The sequence below is a fragment of the Vreelandella xerophytica genome, assembly GCF_968048975.1.
The window spans coordinates 65,101-80,655 of sequence record NZ_OZ309106.1 but is presented as its reverse complement, the minus strand read 5'-3'; the positions used below and the strand labels follow the sequence as shown (position 1 = coordinate 80,655).

Annotated in this window: 10 protein-coding genes, 2 tRNA genes and 1 rRNA gene; 7 read left to right on the top strand and 6 right to left on the bottom strand. The window is 59.8% G+C overall.

Features of this window, described 5'->3' with window-relative positions; genetic code table 11:
- Positions 1-232 precede the first annotated feature (232 nt).
- From ACWF8S_RS00355 to ACWF8S_RS00345, 3 genes are all read right to left on the bottom strand, one after another.
- Positions 233-308, bottom strand: a tRNA-Ala gene (locus tag ACWF8S_RS00355).
- A 110-nt stretch (positions 309-418) separates the two neighbouring features.
- Positions 419-495 (bottom strand) — tRNA-Ile (locus ACWF8S_RS00350).
- A 184-nt stretch (positions 496-679) separates the two neighbouring features.
- A 16S ribosomal RNA gene (locus tag ACWF8S_RS00345) occupies positions 680-2,212 on the bottom strand.
- 572 nt (positions 2,213-2,784) lie between these two features.
- Here ACWF8S_RS00345 and ACWF8S_RS00340 point away from each other — a divergent pair.
- From ACWF8S_RS00340 to ACWF8S_RS00330, 3 genes are read left to right on the top strand one after another with little or no spacing between them, the layout of a single operon-like run.
- Positions 2,785-3,555, top strand: coding sequence for a GntR family transcriptional regulator (locus tag ACWF8S_RS00340; RefSeq protein WP_447554852.1), 771 nt, complete (start codon positions 2,785-2,787; stop codon positions 3,553-3,555).
- Positions 3,552-5,456, top strand: a complete 1,905-nt coding sequence (locus ACWF8S_RS00335; protein ID WP_447554851.1) for a sensor histidine kinase — start codon at positions 3,552-3,554, stop codon at positions 5,454-5,456. Before ACWF8S_RS00340 ends, ACWF8S_RS00335 begins: the two co-directional genes overlap by 4 nt.
- Positions 5,449-6,831, top strand: coding sequence for a sigma-54-dependent transcriptional regulator (locus tag ACWF8S_RS00330; RefSeq protein WP_447554850.1), 1,383 nt, complete (start codon positions 5,449-5,451; stop codon positions 6,829-6,831). The genes ACWF8S_RS00335 and ACWF8S_RS00330 overlap by 8 nt, the downstream gene beginning before the upstream one ends.
- On the opposite strand, the gene ACWF8S_RS00325 is transcribed toward ACWF8S_RS00330, so the two are convergent.
- The 3 genes from ACWF8S_RS00325 to ACWF8S_RS00315 all read right to left on the bottom strand — a co-directional run bounded on the left by ACWF8S_RS00325 (position 6,807) and on the right by ACWF8S_RS00315 (position 9,515).
- Positions 6,807-7,478, bottom strand: a complete 672-nt coding sequence (locus ACWF8S_RS00325) for a metal-dependent hydrolase (RefSeq protein ID WP_447554849.1) — start codon at positions 7,476-7,478, stop codon at positions 6,807-6,809. The two genes, ACWF8S_RS00330 and ACWF8S_RS00325, sit on opposite strands and share 25 nt — an antisense overlap.
- A 108-nt stretch (positions 7,479-7,586) precedes the next feature.
- Complete coding sequence (locus ACWF8S_RS00320; protein ID WP_447554848.1) at positions 7,587-8,135, bottom strand: gamma carbonic anhydrase family protein; 549 nt, start codon at positions 8,133-8,135, stop codon at positions 7,587-7,589.
- Positions 8,136-8,165: 30 nt separating this feature from the next.
- Entirely contained in the window at positions 8,166-9,515 is a 1,350-nt protein-coding gene (locus ACWF8S_RS00315) for a sodium-dependent transporter (protein WP_447554847.1), read from the bottom strand.
- A 168-nt stretch (positions 9,516-9,683) separates the two neighbouring features.
- Between ACWF8S_RS00315 and prlC the strand changes: the two genes are divergently transcribed.
- From prlC to ACWF8S_RS00295, 4 genes are all read left to right on the top strand, one after another.
- On the top strand, positions 9,684-11,732 hold the full coding sequence (gene prlC, locus ACWF8S_RS00310; RefSeq protein ID WP_447554846.1) for an oligopeptidase A: 2,049 nt from the start codon (positions 9,684-9,686) through the stop codon (positions 11,730-11,732).
- A 53-nt stretch (positions 11,733-11,785) separates the two neighbouring features.
- Entirely contained in the window at positions 11,786-12,028 is a 243-nt protein-coding gene (locus tag ACWF8S_RS00305) for a YheV family putative zinc ribbon protein (RefSeq protein ID WP_447554845.1), read from the top strand.
- Between the two features lie 250 nt (positions 12,029-12,278).
- Positions 12,279-13,262 (top strand): TAXI family TRAP transporter solute-binding subunit, encoded by a 984-nt coding sequence (locus ACWF8S_RS00300; RefSeq protein WP_447554844.1) that lies wholly within the window; start codon positions 12,279-12,281, stop codon positions 13,260-13,262.
- Between the two features lie 92 nt (positions 13,263-13,354).
- Positions 13,355-15,553, top strand: a complete 2,199-nt coding sequence (locus tag ACWF8S_RS00295; protein WP_447554843.1) for a TRAP transporter permease — start codon at positions 13,355-13,357, stop codon at positions 15,551-15,553.
- Positions 15,554-15,555: the final 2 nt, after the last annotated feature.

Genomic DNA, 15,555 nt, shown 5'->3' with positions numbered 1-15,555 from the left:
GGAGTCTGGATCTCGCAATGACAACGATTGCCGGATACGCAAAAACGTATCACAAAACAATTGCATATCGAGATGCGACGATAAAAACAGCGAACTGTCTTCTTATCGTCATTCGATATTGTCAGCATGATATACATTGTTAAAGAGCGACTGTTCAATGAACAGTGATAAGACGGCTTGAAAGCAGCGACTTATCAATGGTCACGAAACAAACAAACGGTAGTGGAGATAATGGTGGAGCCAAGCGGGATCGAACCGCTGACCTCCTGCGTGCAAGGCAGGCGCTCTCCCAGCTGAGCTATGGCCCCATCGTTTTCACAAACCATCCCACCGGGTAATTTTATTCAGCGCAAGGCATTTCATGGCGAAGCATGGCTTTCCATGCGAGTCATGAAATAACGCAGCGATGGATAAAATTTGGTGGGTCTGGGCAGACTCGAACTGCCGACCTCACCCTTATCAGGGGTGCGCTCTAACCAACTGAGCTACAGACCCGGTTTACTATCGCCTCAAAAGCGTGCTTGGCTAGCCGACCTCACCCTCCTTTTTATTAAGGGCAGGGGGTGCGCTCTAACCAACTGAGCTACAGGCCCAAGAGGGGATCGTGCATCAACCGTTTGCTCTATCACTTGATCAGGTAATTCATTGTGAGCGCTTGCCGGGAGAGTGACGCATCGTTTAAGGAGGTGATCCAGCCGCAGGTTCCCCTACGGCTACCTTGTTACGACTTCACCCCAGTCATGAACCACACCGTGGTGATCGCCCTCTTGCGTTAGGCTAACCACTTCTGGTGCAGTCCACTCCCATGGTGTGACGGGCGGTGTGTACAAGGCCCGGGAACGTATTCACCGTAGCATTCTGATCTACGATTACTAGCGATTCCGACTTCACGGAGTCGAGTTGCAGACTCCGATCCGGACTGAGACCGGCTTTTCGGGATTCGCTTACTCTCGCGAGTTTGCAGCCCTTTGTACCGGCCATTGTAGCACGTGTGTAGCCCTACCCGTAAGGGCCATGATGACTTGACGTCGTCCCCACCTTCCTCCGGTTTGTCACCGGCAGTCTCCTTAGAGTTCCCACCATTACGTGCTGGCAAATAAGGACAAGGGTTGCGCTCGTTACGGGACTTAACCCAACATTTCACAACACGAGCTGACGACAGCCATGCAGCACCTGTCTCTGCGTTCCCGAAGGCACCCCGGAATCTCTTCCGGGTTCGCAGGATGTCAAGGGTAGGTAAGGTTCTTCGCGTTGCATCGAATTAAACCACATGCTCCACCGCTTGTGCGGGCCCCCGTCAATTCATTTGAGTTTTAACCTTGCGGCCGTACTCCCCAGGCGGTCGACTTATCGCGTTAACTTCGCCACAAAGTGCACAAGGCACCCAACGGCTGGTCGACATCGTTTACGGCGTGGACTACCAGGGTATCTAATCCTGTTTGCTACCCACGCTTTCGCACCTCAGTGTCAGTGTCAGTCCAGAAGGCCGCCTTCGCCACTGGTATTCCTCCCGATCTCTACGCATTTCACCGCTACACCGGGAATTCCACCTTCCTCTCCTGCACTCTAGCCTGACAGTTCCGGATGCCGTTCCCAGGTTGAGCCCGGGGCTTTCACAACCGGCTTGTCAAGCCACCTACGCGCGCTTTACGCCCAGTAATTCCGATTAACGCTTGCACCCTCCGTATTACCGCGGCTGCTGGCACGGAGTTAGCCGGTGCTTCTTCTGCGAGTGATGTCTTTCCTGGCGGGTATTAACCGCCAGGCGTTCTTCCTCGCTGAAAGTGCTTTACAACCCGAAAGCCTTCTTCACACACGCGGCATGGCTGGATCAGGCTTGCGCCCATTGTCCAATATTCCCCACTGCTGCCTCCCGTAGGAGTTCGGGCCGTGTCTCAGTCCCGATGTGGCTGATCATCCTCTCAGACCAGCTACGGATCGTTGCCTTGGTGAGCCGTTACCTCACCAACCAGCTAATCCGACATAGGCTCATCCGATAGCGGGAGCCAAGGCCCCCTTTCTCCCGTAGGACGTATGCGGTATTAGCCTGGGTTTCCCCAGGTTATCCCCCACTACCGGGTAGATTCCTATGCATTACTCACCCGTCCGCCGCTCGTCAGCGGGAAGCAAGCTTCCCCTGTTACCGCTCGACTTGCATGTGTTAAGCCTGCCGCCAGCGTTCAATCTGAGCCATGATCAAACTCTTCAGTTTAAAATCATTGTGATCCTTACTTGCTTACTTAAGGACTAGCCGAAAGCAGCAAAAGCGAATCAAACTTGGCTCAAGGTTCAAACGAATTATACTGTGATACTCCGAAGAGTATCGCTGTGTTCGTCTGCCTTGATAGTTGGTGACTTGTCACCCTCATCGGCAAACGCCCACATGAATTACCTGATCAAATTGTTAAAGAGCGGTTTCGCTGGACTCAGACGCTGGCTCGATGACCGGAGCCGCTTGCCTCAGCGAGGAAGGCGTATTCTACGCATTTCCTGGTGGTTGTCAACCGCCGATCTTGGCGAGTGAAGAAAGCGATCAAGACTTCGCTAACTTCCTGACAAACCGAGAGTTTTCACTCTCGTTCACCGCTGGCAACACCTTGCGTCCCCGGCAGCGGATGCGTACTTTACGGATTCTCCGCCGCCTTGGCAAGGGCTTTTTAGAATTAGTGTGCGAAACGGATTCTGTGATATTCGACACCTTCTTGCGGGCCTGGTGCCTAGCGGTTGAGCGCAGATTGCAAACCTCATAACATTGGTCATACCAATTTTAGAGACAGACTCTGCATGACCTATCCACCGCTTCGCCAACCGCGTTTAGCCGATGTGATTATCGAGCGCCTTGAGGCCATGATTCTCGAGGGCAGCTTGAAGCCCGGCCAGCGCCTGCCGCCCGAACGTGAACTTGCCGAACGTTTCGGCGTTTCGCGGCCTTCGCTTCGCGAAGCCATCCAGAAGCTCGCTGCTCGCGGCGTGCTGATTAGTCGGCAAGGCGGGGGTACCTATATCAAGGAGACGCTCAATAACGGCTACGCCGATCCCGTGCTTGAAATGCTCTCTCGACACAACGAATTTCATCTGGACCTTCTGGAGTTTCGCGATGCGTTGGAGGGCATTTCTGCCTACTACGCCGCGCTTCGCTCTACTCCGGCAGACAAGGCGGTGCTGATCCAGCGCTTCGAGGAGCTGGCCGCGGGGTTCATCGGCGCCGACCCCGCCCGCGAGGCCAAGCTGGATGCCGCGTTTCACCTAGCCATCGCCGAGGCAGCCCATAACGTGCTGTTGCTGCACAATATCCGAGGCATCTTCCACCTTCTGGAGCAGAGCATCGTCGATAACCTGGCCCACCTTTTTGCCAAGCCAGACGCCCGGGCCAGCTTGATGACCCAGCATCGGGCACTGCTGGACGCCATTCTGGAAGGTCGGGCCGAAGAGGCGCGAAGCCGTGCCCACGAGCATCTGGTGTTTGTCGAAGAGGGCCTGCTTGCGATGGCTCGCGCTGAAACCCGTGCCCAGCGCGCCCTGCGCCGAGCCCAGGGCAGCAGCCTTTCAGCATGAATCAGCCAAGACCGCGCTACTGGCGCCTGACATGGCTTCTGGCACTTGCCCTCGGGCTTGGCCTTTGCATGTGGCAAGCCGCCGAGCTTGCCCGGGAGCGGGCGCTTGGTGAGCTGCAAGACGATGCCGAGAACGAGCTGCGGCTATCGGCGGCCAACCTGAACGGCTATCTACTGCGCTTTGATTACCTGCCGCCGATGCTGGCCACCCGTGAAGCGGTGCGACGGTTTCTCGCCTCTCCCGACAACCAGGACCCCATGCCGCTCAACCTGCTGCTGGACCGCTTCCGCTTTACCTCGGGGGTGTCGGATGTCTATCTGCTGGACCGGGAAGGGACGACGATCGCCGCCAGCAACTGGCACCGCCCCACGACATTCATCGGCCACAACTATGCGTTTCGTAGCTACTACACTCAGGCGATTGCCGGCCAGCAGGGGCGCTTTTACGGACTCGGCACCCAGTCGCTGGAGCGAGGCTACTTTTTTTCCGCTCCGGTGTGGCTGGACGACACCGCCCCGGATGCCACCCCCGACGGGGTGATGGTGGTCAAGGTACTGCTGGATGAAGTCGAACAGAGCTGGGCCGAGCAGGATGCGGAGCTTTTCGTTACCGACGGCGACAACATCATCTTCATGGCCAGCCGCCCCGAGCTTCGCATGAACGCACTGCATCCGCTAAACACGAGTCAGCGCGAGGCGTTGCGGCTCACCCGGCGTTACGCCATGGAGCCTTTGGCCTACTCGGGCATTACGGTTGAAACCGATTACAGCCCCCATAGCCGTCTGGTGAGCTTTGAGCATGGCCCCTTGAGCGGCGGGCGCTATTTGAGCCTGACCCGCTCGGTGGTGGAATTCGGCTGGCAGCTACATATCCTGAAACCCCTGACGCCGGTCATCAGCGCTCAATGGGTGGCCGCCCTGATGGCCGGCGGATGCTACGGCATTATCGCCTTGGGTGTGGGTATTGGGTGGCAGCGCAGGCGGCTGCGCCGAGAACGGGAGATTTTTGCCGAGCGCGAACGACAGACGCTGGCTCGGGTGCGCGATGAGCTTGAAATGAGCGTTGCGCGACGCACCCACGACCTGGTGACCAGCAACCAGCGGCTGTCGGATGAAATTGATGAACGCCGCCGCGCCGAAGCGAACCTGCGCCAGACCCAGGAAGAGCTGATTCAGGCGGCCAAGCTCGCCGTGCTGGGCCAACTGGCTGCGGGCATCAATCACGAGCTCAACCAGCCGCTGGCGGCGATTCGCGCCTACGCCGAAAACGCCCGACGCTTTATCGAACTGGCCCGCACCGAGCAGGCCGACGCCAACCTGGGGCAGATCGTCGAGCTGACCCAGCGCATGGCCGATATCAGCGCCCAGCTGCGCCAGTTTTCCCGCAAAAGCAGCGAGCGCCACGAAAGTATCGCCGTACAGGCCTGCATTCACTACGCGCTGCGCCTTTTTCAGAGCCGTTTGCGCGATGACCATGTCAATGTGATAAAGCGTATGCCGGAGGACACCCTCTGGGTCACGGGCGATATGGTTCGCCTGGAACAGGTATTGGTGAACTTGATCGGCAATGCGTTACAGGCCATGAAAGAGACCCCCCACCCGACGCTGACGCTAAGCGCGAAAAGAGAAGGCGAGGCGGTGCATATCGATGTCGAGGATAACGGCCCCGGCATTGGAGAGGATCATCTGATGCATATCTTCGAGCCTTTTTTCACCACCAAGGCACCGGGCAAGGGGTTGGGGCTTGGGCTATCGATCTCCTCAAGAATCATGGACGATCTGGGTGGCACTCTGAACGTTGCCAATATCGCCGAGGGGGGGGCACGTTTCACCATTACGCTGGCCCCTGCCTGCCCACCCGTACCGCAAAGCGCACAATCGCTGGAGAGCCGCCATGCATGAACCATCGACGCTGCCGGTGATGATCATCGACGATGAGCCGCACTTGCGTATCACGGCAAGCCAGACACTGGAGCTTGCCGGCTACACGCCGCATTGCTTCGAATCCGCCGAGCAGGCCCTGGCCAACCTTCCCGGTCATTTTCCCGGCGTGATCGTCAGCGACATCCGCATGCCCGGTATGGATGGCATGGCACTTTTGCACGAGATCAAACGGCGCGACCCGACACTGCCGATCATTCTGATTACCGGCCACGGCGATATCTCCACCGCTGTGGAAGCCATGCGGGCCGGGGCCTGGGACTTTCTGGAAAAACCCTTTGCCGGCGAGCAGCTGCTTGATGTGGTGCGTCGCGGCATTGAAAAGCGCCAGCTCAGTCTTGAAAACACCCACCTCAAAGCGGAACTCGAGGCTCAGCAAGCCGCGCTGGGTCCGCGCCTGGTGGGTCGCACGCCGGTGATTTCCCACCTGGCTGCGATGATTCAGCGCATCAGCCAGGTCGAAGCCGATGTATTGCTGTTCGGGGAAACCGGCACCGGCAAGGATCTGGTCGCCCGCGCCATTCACGAGCGGAGCAGCCGGCGAAGCAACCCCTTCATGGCGATCAACTGCGGAGCGGTGCCCGAGCATACCATCGAATCCGAATTGTTCGGCCACGAAAAGGGCGCCTTCACCGGCGCGGTGGAGCGACGCATTGGCAAGTTCGAACACGCCAATGGCGGCACGGTGTTTCTAGACGAGATCGAATCCATGCCCCCGGCGCTGCAGGTAAAGCTTTTACGCGTGCTTCAAGAGCGAAGCGTCGAACGCCTGGGCGCCAACGAGACGGTGACGCTGGATATTCGCGTTATTGCCGCGACCAAGGTGGATCTCAAGGCCGCCGCCGAAGAGGGACGCTTTCGCGAGGATCTCTACTACCGGCTCAATGTGGTCACCCTGCCGTTACCTGCCCTTCGCGAACGTCGTGAAGATATTCCGCTTTTGTTCCAGCACTTTGCCGTGGTGGCGGCCAACCGAAGCGGACTGGAAGCCCCCACGCTCGATAACCACGCTGTCGCGACGCTGCTGGCTCACGACTGGCCGGGGAACGTGCGCGAGTTGAGAAACCTGGCCGAGCGCTACGTGCTTCTGGGGGCGGCCTTCGACTACCGCCTGGATGTGTTGCTGGCCGGTGAAACCGCCAACCTGGAGGAGCCTACGCTGCCCCGCCAGGTGGAACTGTTCGAAAAAAGCCTGATCAGCCAGTCACTGGCCCGCCACCACGGCCGGGTGACCGACATCTGCCGCCATCTGGGCATTCCGCGCAAGACCTTCTACGACAAGCTTAAAAAGCACGGACTCAGCGCCGACGACTACCGCCAAAGCAACGACCCTTGATGCAAAAGCTCGCCCAGAACGTTCCAGGGGGGCACCCAGGGCATCAATGTCAGAAGCGCAATCAGCATCAACAGGTTGGAGACCGGACGTCGGCTGTCGCCGAGCTTGAGCGCGGTGCCGAACGAACGCTTCAGCCGCGCGCCCTCCAGGTCGACGCTGAATAGCTCATCCAGCCCCAGATGGATAAGAAAGCCCAGCAGCACCGACGCACCAAAAGACCAGGCGAGCCAGGGCGGTTGAACCAGCAGATGAAAACTGACGGCGGCGGTGGCCAGCGAACACAGCGCCGCGGCCAGCAGCGAATGCCAGATACCCCGGTGCACCGTCAGCCTGGAAAACACAAGCCCCGCCAGATAGCGCACGCCAAAGTAAATGCCACCGCAAGCGATCAAGAGCGCCCCGGGCGTCAGCCACGGCTGAAGCAGTAACACCCCAAGCACCAGGGATGGCACGGAAAGCAGGTTGAATATCAAACGGATAGAGCGAGAGCGGTCGGCGTCGATATCCGGAAGAATACCCCCGAAGGCCACCAGGGCGATGACCAGAAGGGCTTGGGAAGGCGACCACCACTGGCTGTGATAGCCCACGTACGCCATGAGCGTACCGCCCGCCGCGGCTACTGTAATGTGCGTGCGAAAATTCGCCATGACGCGGCACCCTACAAAACTGTATAAATTAACAGATTATAGACGCCTGAGACACGACTTTGGTAGTAAAATTGGTAGTAAAAAGAGTGTCAAGCCAACCGTTTAGCGTCACTCCAGAACCGGTTCGGCCAGAAACTGATCTTTCAGCTTCACGTAGTTACCGGCGGTGTAGGTGAAAAAGGCCCGCTCTTTCTCTTTCAACGGGCGCAAGGCCTTGGCCGGATTGCCCGCGTAGACGTAGCCGCTTTTCAATTGCTTGCCCGGCGTGACTACCGCACCGGCTGCGATGATCACTTCATCCTCCACCACGGCACCATCCATCACGATCGATCCCATGCCCACCAGAATGCGGCTGCCAAGCGTTGCGCCGTGCAGCATTGCCTTGTGACCGATGGTCACGTCATCGCCGATGGTGAGGGCGAACCCGTCCGGGTTGAAATCACTGGCGTGGGTAATATGCAGCACGCTGCCATCCTGCACACTGGTGCGCGCCCCGATACGAATGCGGTGCATATCGCCCCGGATCACCGTCATCGGCCAGACGGAGCAGTCATCGCCCAGCTCGACATCACCGATCACCACGCTGGCCGGGTCGATGAACACCCGTTCGCCAAGCCTGGGAAAGTAGTTCTTGAACGCTCTCAACGCCTTGCTCATGTTTTCTCCTCATGGGTCTTGTGTGCGTCATCAAACCAAAGACATTACGCCGCCGACCAGGACAGCCAGCGTCAACGGAATCGATACCCAGCGAAGCGTGGCACGCCAGAGCCGGTAGCCCCGACGGCCCGCGCCCAGCGCCTGGGACGCGCGGGATTCGGGCAGCACCCAGGCGGCAAAGATGGCTATCAAGAGCCCGCCCAGCGGCAGAAAGATGTCCGGGGGAATAGAGCTCAAGAGTTCAAACACGTTACGCCCCCAGAGCGGTCGAAATTCGCTCAAGGTCGAAAATGAAAAGGCCGCGAGCACCCCTACCAGCCACACGCTTAACGCGATGGTCGCCGTACTGAAACCACGCCGCCAGCCAAGGCCCGTCAGGGTGGCCACCATGGGTTCGGCCAGGTTGATCGCCGATGTCCAGGTCGCCAGCAGCAAAAGCAGAAAAAAGCCGCTGAGCCAGACGCTGCCAAAGGGCAGCTCGGAAAAGGCGATGGGCAAGGTGACGAACATCAGACCCGGCCCCTCGGCGGGGTCGAGCCCCTGGGCGAAGACGATGGAGAAAATGGCAATACCCGCCAAGAGCGCCACGCTGATGTCGAGCAAGGCCACCGCGAAGGCCGCCTTGGTCAGGCTCTGCTCTTCGGGCATGTACGCCCCGTAGGCCATCAGAGCACAGGCGCCCACCGCCAGCGTGAAAAACGCATGTCCCATGGCATGAAAGACCACGGCCGGGGTGATCATTTCAAACGAGGGTAAAAAGAGCCACGTCAGCGCTTCGCCAAAACCATCGGTACTTGCCCCGTAACCTGCCAGCACCAGCAACAGCACGTAGAGAATCGGCATCAACAGATTGTTCAGCCGCTCGAGACCCTTGGCAACGCCAGCGGCGACCACTGTCATGGTCATGAACAGAAACAGCGAATGATTGAAGACCAAAAGCCACGGGTTGGCCAGGAAAGCGTCGAACCCGGCACCGATCGCCTCAGGGCTTCGATCGATGAAGCTGCCGTTGATGGAGGCGACCAGAAACTCGATGGACCAGCCCGAGACCACCGAATAAAACGACAGGATACAGAACACGGTCAGCGCACCGAAAAGCCCCAGAAAGCGCCAGCGCTGGCTGGCCCCGGCTGATGCAGCAAGAGCGCTCAACGAGCGCATGGGGCTTTGCCGTCCTGCGCGGCCAATCAGAATCTCCGCCATCATCACCGGAATGCCCAAAAGAAGCACGAAGGCGATATAGAGCAGCAAGAACGCCGCGCCACCGTTTTCACCGGCGATATACGGAAAGCGCCATATATTGCCAAGCCCGACCGCCGCCCCGGTTATCGCGAGGATAAAAGCGCGCTTTGACCCCCAGCGCTCTAGCGTTTCGTTCATTACCTGCTCCCACCTGTGGCGGTACTGAAAGCCGGCAAGCCTAGCAGTCGCCTGTCAAAAGGCCAATCGCCACGATACCGCTCGCCCCCATTGAAAGCGCTGTCCATCGCCCGCACCTTGTCATCATCGATACGCATTCTGCGTCTTTCCATCTTCAACGAGGTGTCTATGTCCCGCAATCCCTTGCTTGAGACACACGAGCTTCCCCCTTTTGTTGATATTCGCGCCGACCATGTAGTGCCGGCCATTGAAACCTTGTTAAGCGAAAGCCGTGAAGCCATCGACCGCCTCGTGGACCGAGCGGCCACGACGACGCCTACCTGGGAAAGCTTCGCCGCCCCGCTCGAAGCCGTCAACGACAGACTCTCCCAGGCCTGGTCGCCGGTGGCGCATTTGAATGCCACCATGAACTCCTCAGAGCTTCGCGACGCCTATCAGACCTGTCTCGAGCAGCTCTCCGCCTTCGGTACCTGGGTGGGGCAGCACGAAGGGCTTTTTCACGGCTGGCAAGCGCTGAAAGAAGAGCCGGTCTGGTCAAGCCTTGACGCCGGCCAGCAGCGCACCGTGGACAATGCCCTGCGCGATTTCCGCCTGGCCGGGGTGGCTCTGCCGGCGGACAAGAAAGTCCGCTACGGCGAGATCCAGTCGCGCCTGTCGAGTCTTTCCAACCAGTTCTCCAACAACGTGCTGGACGCAACGCAAGCCTGGCACAAGGATATCGAAAGCGACGATCAGCTTGCCGGTGTGCCCGAAAGCGCTCGGGAAACGCTGAAGGCCATCGCCGAGGCGAAAGGCGTGGCAGGTTATCGGATCACCCTGGACTTCCCCAGCTTCTTCCCGATTGTCAGCTACGCCGACAATCGGGAACTCAGAGAAGAGGTATACACCGCGTTTGTCACCCGCGCCTCCGACCAGGGGCCCGATGCGGGCAAGTTCGACAACGCGGCGCTGATCGAAGAGATCCTAACGCTTCGCCAGGAGCTTGCCCATCTGCTGGGCTTTGATACCTACGCCGATCTTTCCCTGGCCACCAAGATGGCGGACTCGCCCCACCAGGTCCTCGAGTTTCTCGATGATCTCGCGCGCCGCGCAAGCCCCCAGGCGAAGGAAGAGTTTGACGAGCTGAGCCGCTACGCACGTGACGAGCTGGCTATCGATACCTTGAAGCCCTGGGACGTGGCCTACGCCAGCGAAAAGCTTCGCGAGGCGCGCTACGCAATCAATCAGGAGCAGCTTCGCCCCTATTTCCCCGCGCCCCAGGTAGTCGATGGGCTGTTTCAAGTGCTCAAGCGCCTGTATAACGTTCAGGTGGAAGAGGATAAGCAGGCCCTGCGCTATCATCCGGACGTCAGGTTCTTTCGCATTCTGGAAAACGGCGCGCCGATTGCCGGGTTCTATCTCGACTTGTACGCCCGGGAAGGCAAGCGTGGCGGCGCCTGGATGGCGGACTGCCGGGTACGTCGACAGACCGAACACGGCCTGCAGCTGCCGGTGGCGTTTCTGACCTGCAATTTCACCGCTCCCGTCGGCAGCAAGCCCGCGCTCTTGACCCACGACGAAGTGACGACGCTGTTCCACGAATTCGGTCACGGTCTTCACCATATGCTGACCAAGCAGTCGATCGCCGATATCTCCGGCATCAACGGGGTGGCCTGGGACGCCGTCGAACTGCCCAGCCAGTTCATGGAAAACTACTGCTGGGAGCGTGAGGGGCTCGACCTGCTCGCCAGGCACGTAGACACCGGTGAGCCGCTGCCCGACGCGCTTTTCGAGCGCCTGCAGGCGGCCAGGAACTTCCAGTCCGCCATGGGCATGATGCGCCAGATCGAGTTTTCGCTGTTTGATCTGCGCCTGCACCACGAGCTCGAGGCTCCCTCTGCCGACGATGTTCAAGTGCTTCTGGACGATGTGCGTCGGCAAACATCGATTGTTCCCACGGTGGCCTTCAACCGTTTCCAGAACAGCTTCAGCCATATCTTCGCCGGCGGCTACGCGGCGGGCTATTATAGCTACAAGTGGGCGGAGGTGCTTTCCGCTGACGCCTGGAGCGCCTTCGAAGAAGCGGGTATTTTCGACCCGGCTACCGGGGCGCGTTTTCGCCAGCAAGTGCTTGAGCAGGGCGGCGCGGTAGACGCTGCAGAGCTTTTCAAGGCATTTCGCGGGCGCGAACCCAGCGTGGAGCCACTTCTGCGCCACAGCGGCATCCGCGCCGCCTGACGATCCCCGTTCACGAACACGGAGCGCGGCGGGTGCCGCGCTCGGGAGACCCCATGTCGAATGTAAAACGCTTTATTGCCGGTGTTATATGCCCGCGCTGCGCGGAAATGGACCGCGTTCGTGCCTGGGAGCAAAACGGTATACGCTACCGGGAGTGCGTCAACTGCGACTTTTTCGAACAGTTGCCCATCGAGGATGAAAATTCCTCGGAGCTGACCACACGGGTCAACCAGGTTCGCGACGATCAAAAGAGCCCGGACGTGCAGCCGGTACGCATTCTGGATCCCAAGCGCTGAACCTGCCCACCCCCCCCTTTCCCGGAGTGTGCGTATAACCGCACACTCCAGCGCCTATTCTGTGCGAAAAACCAGACACTTCACGGTTTGACGCTTTCTACCAAAGTTGCAGAAAAAATCTGCAAGCCTTTGACTTATTTAATATAAAACCGCATTGGCACGACAATCGCTCTAGATAAGCTGCTTGTACGGCGGACGCGCCTTCTCTGGCCTTCCGCCTCATTTCAATAACAGCTTAGGAAACACTGCCATGCGCCAACTCATGCCTAAAACCGCCCTGCTACTCGCCAGCGGCGCCCTTGTCGCCGCCGCAAGTAGCGCCCAGGCCGACCGCAGCGACTGGCCGCAAAACTTCACCGTGGGTACCGCAAGCCAGGGCGGCACGTACTTCGTGTACGGCTCGGGTTGGGCGAATTTCATCGCCGACGAACTCGGCCTTTCCGGTGGCGGCGAAGTGACCGGCGGCCCGACCCAGAATCTGGCGCTGGTGCACAGCGGCGATATGGCGTTTGGCCTGACCACCATGGGCCCGGCCGCGGATGCGGTGAACGGCGAAAGCCCGTTGGCACCGGGTCTTCAGATGGACAACGTCTGCGCGCTGTTCCCCATGTACGAAACGCCGTTTTCCATCACTGCGCTGTCAAGCTCGGGTATCGAGTCGATCTCGGACATTCCTGATGGCGCGCGCATCGGCTTTGGCCCGGCGGCGTCCACCTCGGACACCTACTTCCCGGCCATGCTGGAAACCCTGGGCGTGAACTTCGAGCGCCGCAACGGCGGCTGGTCGGATCTGGGCGGCCAGCTCCAGGACGGCCTGCTGGACGTGATCGCCTTCGCCGCAGGTATTCCGCTGCCGGCAGTCAGCCAGCTCGAGGTGCAGACCGACGTCAACATCATCCCCTTCAGCGACGAGGAACTGGCCACGGTGCTCGACGCCTACCCGGTGGCGGAATTCTCCATACCGGCCAGCACCTACACCACCCTGGACGAAGACTCCCAGGTAGTATCCATGTGGAACTTCGCCATGGCCGCCTGCGACCTGCCCGAGGACTTCATCTATGAAGTCACCAAGGTCACCATGGAGAACAATGACCGCATGCGCTCGATCCACCGAAGCGCCGAAACCACCATCCCGGAAAACATCGTGCACAACACCGTACTGCCCTTCCACCCGGGAGCCGCGCGCTGGTTCGAAGAGAACGGTCATGAGATCGACGAAGACATGATCAAGTAACGCGTGGCGTTCTGACGGCCCCGCCCGCAGCGCCGGGCGGGGCCGTTTTTCTTCCTTCCCCTTTTTCTGTCTTGCTGTGAGGGTGACCTCTAATGAGTCACAAGTCCGACCCCACTTCCCTGGACGCCGCAGATCAAGGTCATGCGACGTCTGCCTCGACCGCCACGATCGCCGACGGCGTGGACGAGGAAACCGTCGAAGCCAATCGACGGTTATTCACCGGCTGGCAGTTCTTGCTGTTTGCCACGCTTGCGATCGCCTACTCGGGCTTTCATCTGTTTTCGCTGAACGTCTACCCGATGGAAACCTGGTCGTTTCGTATCGTGCACATTGCCGGCGCCTTGATTCTGGGTTACGGCCTCTTTGCCGGCGCCCGCTTTGCCGAGACCGACCAGCAGGCCTCCCCTGCCTGGCTCAAGGGGCTTGGCTACGCGCTTTTGATACCCGCGGCCTACACCCTGGTCCAGGTGTTCTTGATGCAGCAAACCCTGGCCGGCGGCGCGATGCGCATCGACCCGGGCGTAGAGAATTGGCACTTCGGCTATCCGCTCATGGCGACCACCGCCGCCGCCATCGTGCTTTCCTGGTTTTTCCGCCTGGCGCGCCACCGCTTCAGCCCTGCGGATCTGGTGCTGATGGTGTGTGCCATGGCAAGTGCGGGCTATTTGCTACTGATGTACAACACACCCATGCGCGCCTCCACCGGCACCTCCTTTGCCCCCATCGGCATCTCCTGGGCGGCGATCGCCGGCTCGCTCTTGATTCTGGAACTGACTCGGCGGGTGGCGGGATTGGCACTCGTGGCCATCTCGGCGATCTTTCTGGGCTACGTCTTCGCCGGCCCTTATCTGCCGGGCTTTCTGGGCTATCCGGGGCTGTCGCTTCAGCGCTTTTTCAGCCAGGTGTATACCGATGCGGGTATTCTGGGGCCGACCACCGCAGTTTCCTCGACCTACATCATCTTGTTCATCATCTTCGCCGCGTTCTTGCAGGCCTCCAAGGTCGGCGACTACTTCGTGAACTTCGCCTTCGCCGCCGCCGGACGCGCCCGTGGCGGCCCCGCCAAGGTGTCGATCTTCGCCTCGGGCTTGATGGGCATGATCAACGGCACCTCGGCGGGTAATGTGGTCTCGACAGGCTCCTTGACCATTCCCCTGATGAAGAAGGTAGGCTACCCGGCGCGCAGTGCCGGCGCCATCGAAGCGGCGGCGTCCACAGGTGGGCAGATCATGCCGCCGATCATGGGCGCAGGCGCCTTCATCATGGCGGAAGTCACCGGTATCCCTTATACCGAGATCGCCATCGCCGCGATCATTCCGGCGGTGCTCTACTTCGCCTCGATCTACTTCATGGTCGACTTCGAGGCCGCGCGCAAGGGCATGCGCGGTATGCGCAAGGACGAGATTCCGCGCTTTTCCCACCTGGTGAAGCAGGTCTATCTCTTCGCGCCGATCATCATCCTGATCGTGGCCTTGTTCATGGGTTACTCGGTGATTCGTGCAGGCACCTTGGCCACGGCCTCGGCGGCGGTGGTGAGCTGGATCTCACCCAACAAGATGGGGCTGCGGGCGATTCTGAAAGCCCTCCAACTGGCCGGCACCATGTCGATCCAGATCATCGCCGTGTGCGCCTGCGCCGGCTTGATCGTGGGCGTCATTTCGCTGACCGGCGTCGGCGCGCGCTTCTCCTCGCTGCTGCTGGGCCTGGCCGGTGTCAGCCAGTTGCTGGCGCTGTTCTTCGCCATGCTGATCAGCATCTTGCTGGGCATGGGCATGCCCACCACTGCCGCCTACGCGGTCGCGGCGTCGGTGGTGGCGCCGGGGTTGATCAACATCGGCATTCAGCCGCTGGTGGCGCACTTTTTCGTGTTCTACTTCGCGGTAGTTTCGGCGATCACCCCGCCGGTGGCACTGGCTTCCTACGCGGCGGCGGGTATTTCCGGGGATAACCCGATGGGCACCTCCGTGGCCTCGTTCAAGATAGGCCTTGCAGCGTTCATCGTGCCGTTCATGTTCTTCTACAGCCCGGCGATGCTCATGGAAGGCTCCGCGATGCAGATTTTGCGCGTGGGCGTGACCGCAACACTCGGTATCGTGCTGCTGTCGGGCATGGTGCAGAAGTGGTTCTTCGGACCGGTGAACGGTATCACGCGCGTGGTGATGTTGATCGGGGCCATGTTCATGATCTATGGCGGCATCTACACCGACGTGGCGGGGCTTGCCATCGGTGCGGCGCTGTTCGTGATGCAGCGCAAGCAGCACGCCAATACGCCCGCCCCCAGTACCTCGTAATA

What these genes read in the sequence shown, in the direction of transcription:
- ACWF8S_RS00340 (WP_447554852.1), top strand. Translation starts at nt 2,785, where the DNA reads ATGACCTATCCACCGCTTCGCCAACCGCGTTTAGCCGATGTGATTATC.
- ACWF8S_RS00335 (WP_447554851.1), top strand. Translation starts at nt 3,552, where the DNA reads ATGAATCAGCCAAGACCGCGCTACTGGCGCCTGACATGGCTTCTGGCA.
- ACWF8S_RS00330 (WP_447554850.1), top strand. Translation starts at nt 5,449, where the DNA reads ATGCATGAACCATCGACGCTGCCGGTGATGATCATCGACGATGAGCCG.
- ACWF8S_RS00325 (WP_447554849.1), bottom strand. Translation starts at nt 7,478, where the DNA reads ATGGCGAATTTTCGCACGCACATTACAGTAGCCGCGGCGGGCGGTACG.
- ACWF8S_RS00320 (WP_447554848.1), bottom strand. Translation starts at nt 8,135, where the DNA reads ATGAGCAAGGCGTTGAGAGCGTTCAAGAACTACTTTCCCAGGCTTGGC.
- ACWF8S_RS00315 (WP_447554847.1), bottom strand. Translation starts at nt 9,515, where the DNA reads ATGAACGAAACGCTAGAGCGCTGGGGGTCAAAGCGCGCTTTTATCCTC.
- prlC (WP_447554846.1), top strand. Translation starts at nt 9,684, where the DNA reads ATGTCCCGCAATCCCTTGCTTGAGACACACGAGCTTCCCCCTTTTGTT.
- ACWF8S_RS00305 (WP_447554845.1), top strand. Translation starts at nt 11,786, where the DNA reads ATGTCGAATGTAAAACGCTTTATTGCCGGTGTTATATGCCCGCGCTGC.
- ACWF8S_RS00300 (WP_447554844.1), top strand. Translation starts at nt 12,279, where the DNA reads ATGCGCCAACTCATGCCTAAAACCGCCCTGCTACTCGCCAGCGGCGCC.
- ACWF8S_RS00295 (WP_447554843.1), top strand. Translation starts at nt 13,355, where the DNA reads ATGAGTCACAAGTCCGACCCCACTTCCCTGGACGCCGCAGATCAAGGT.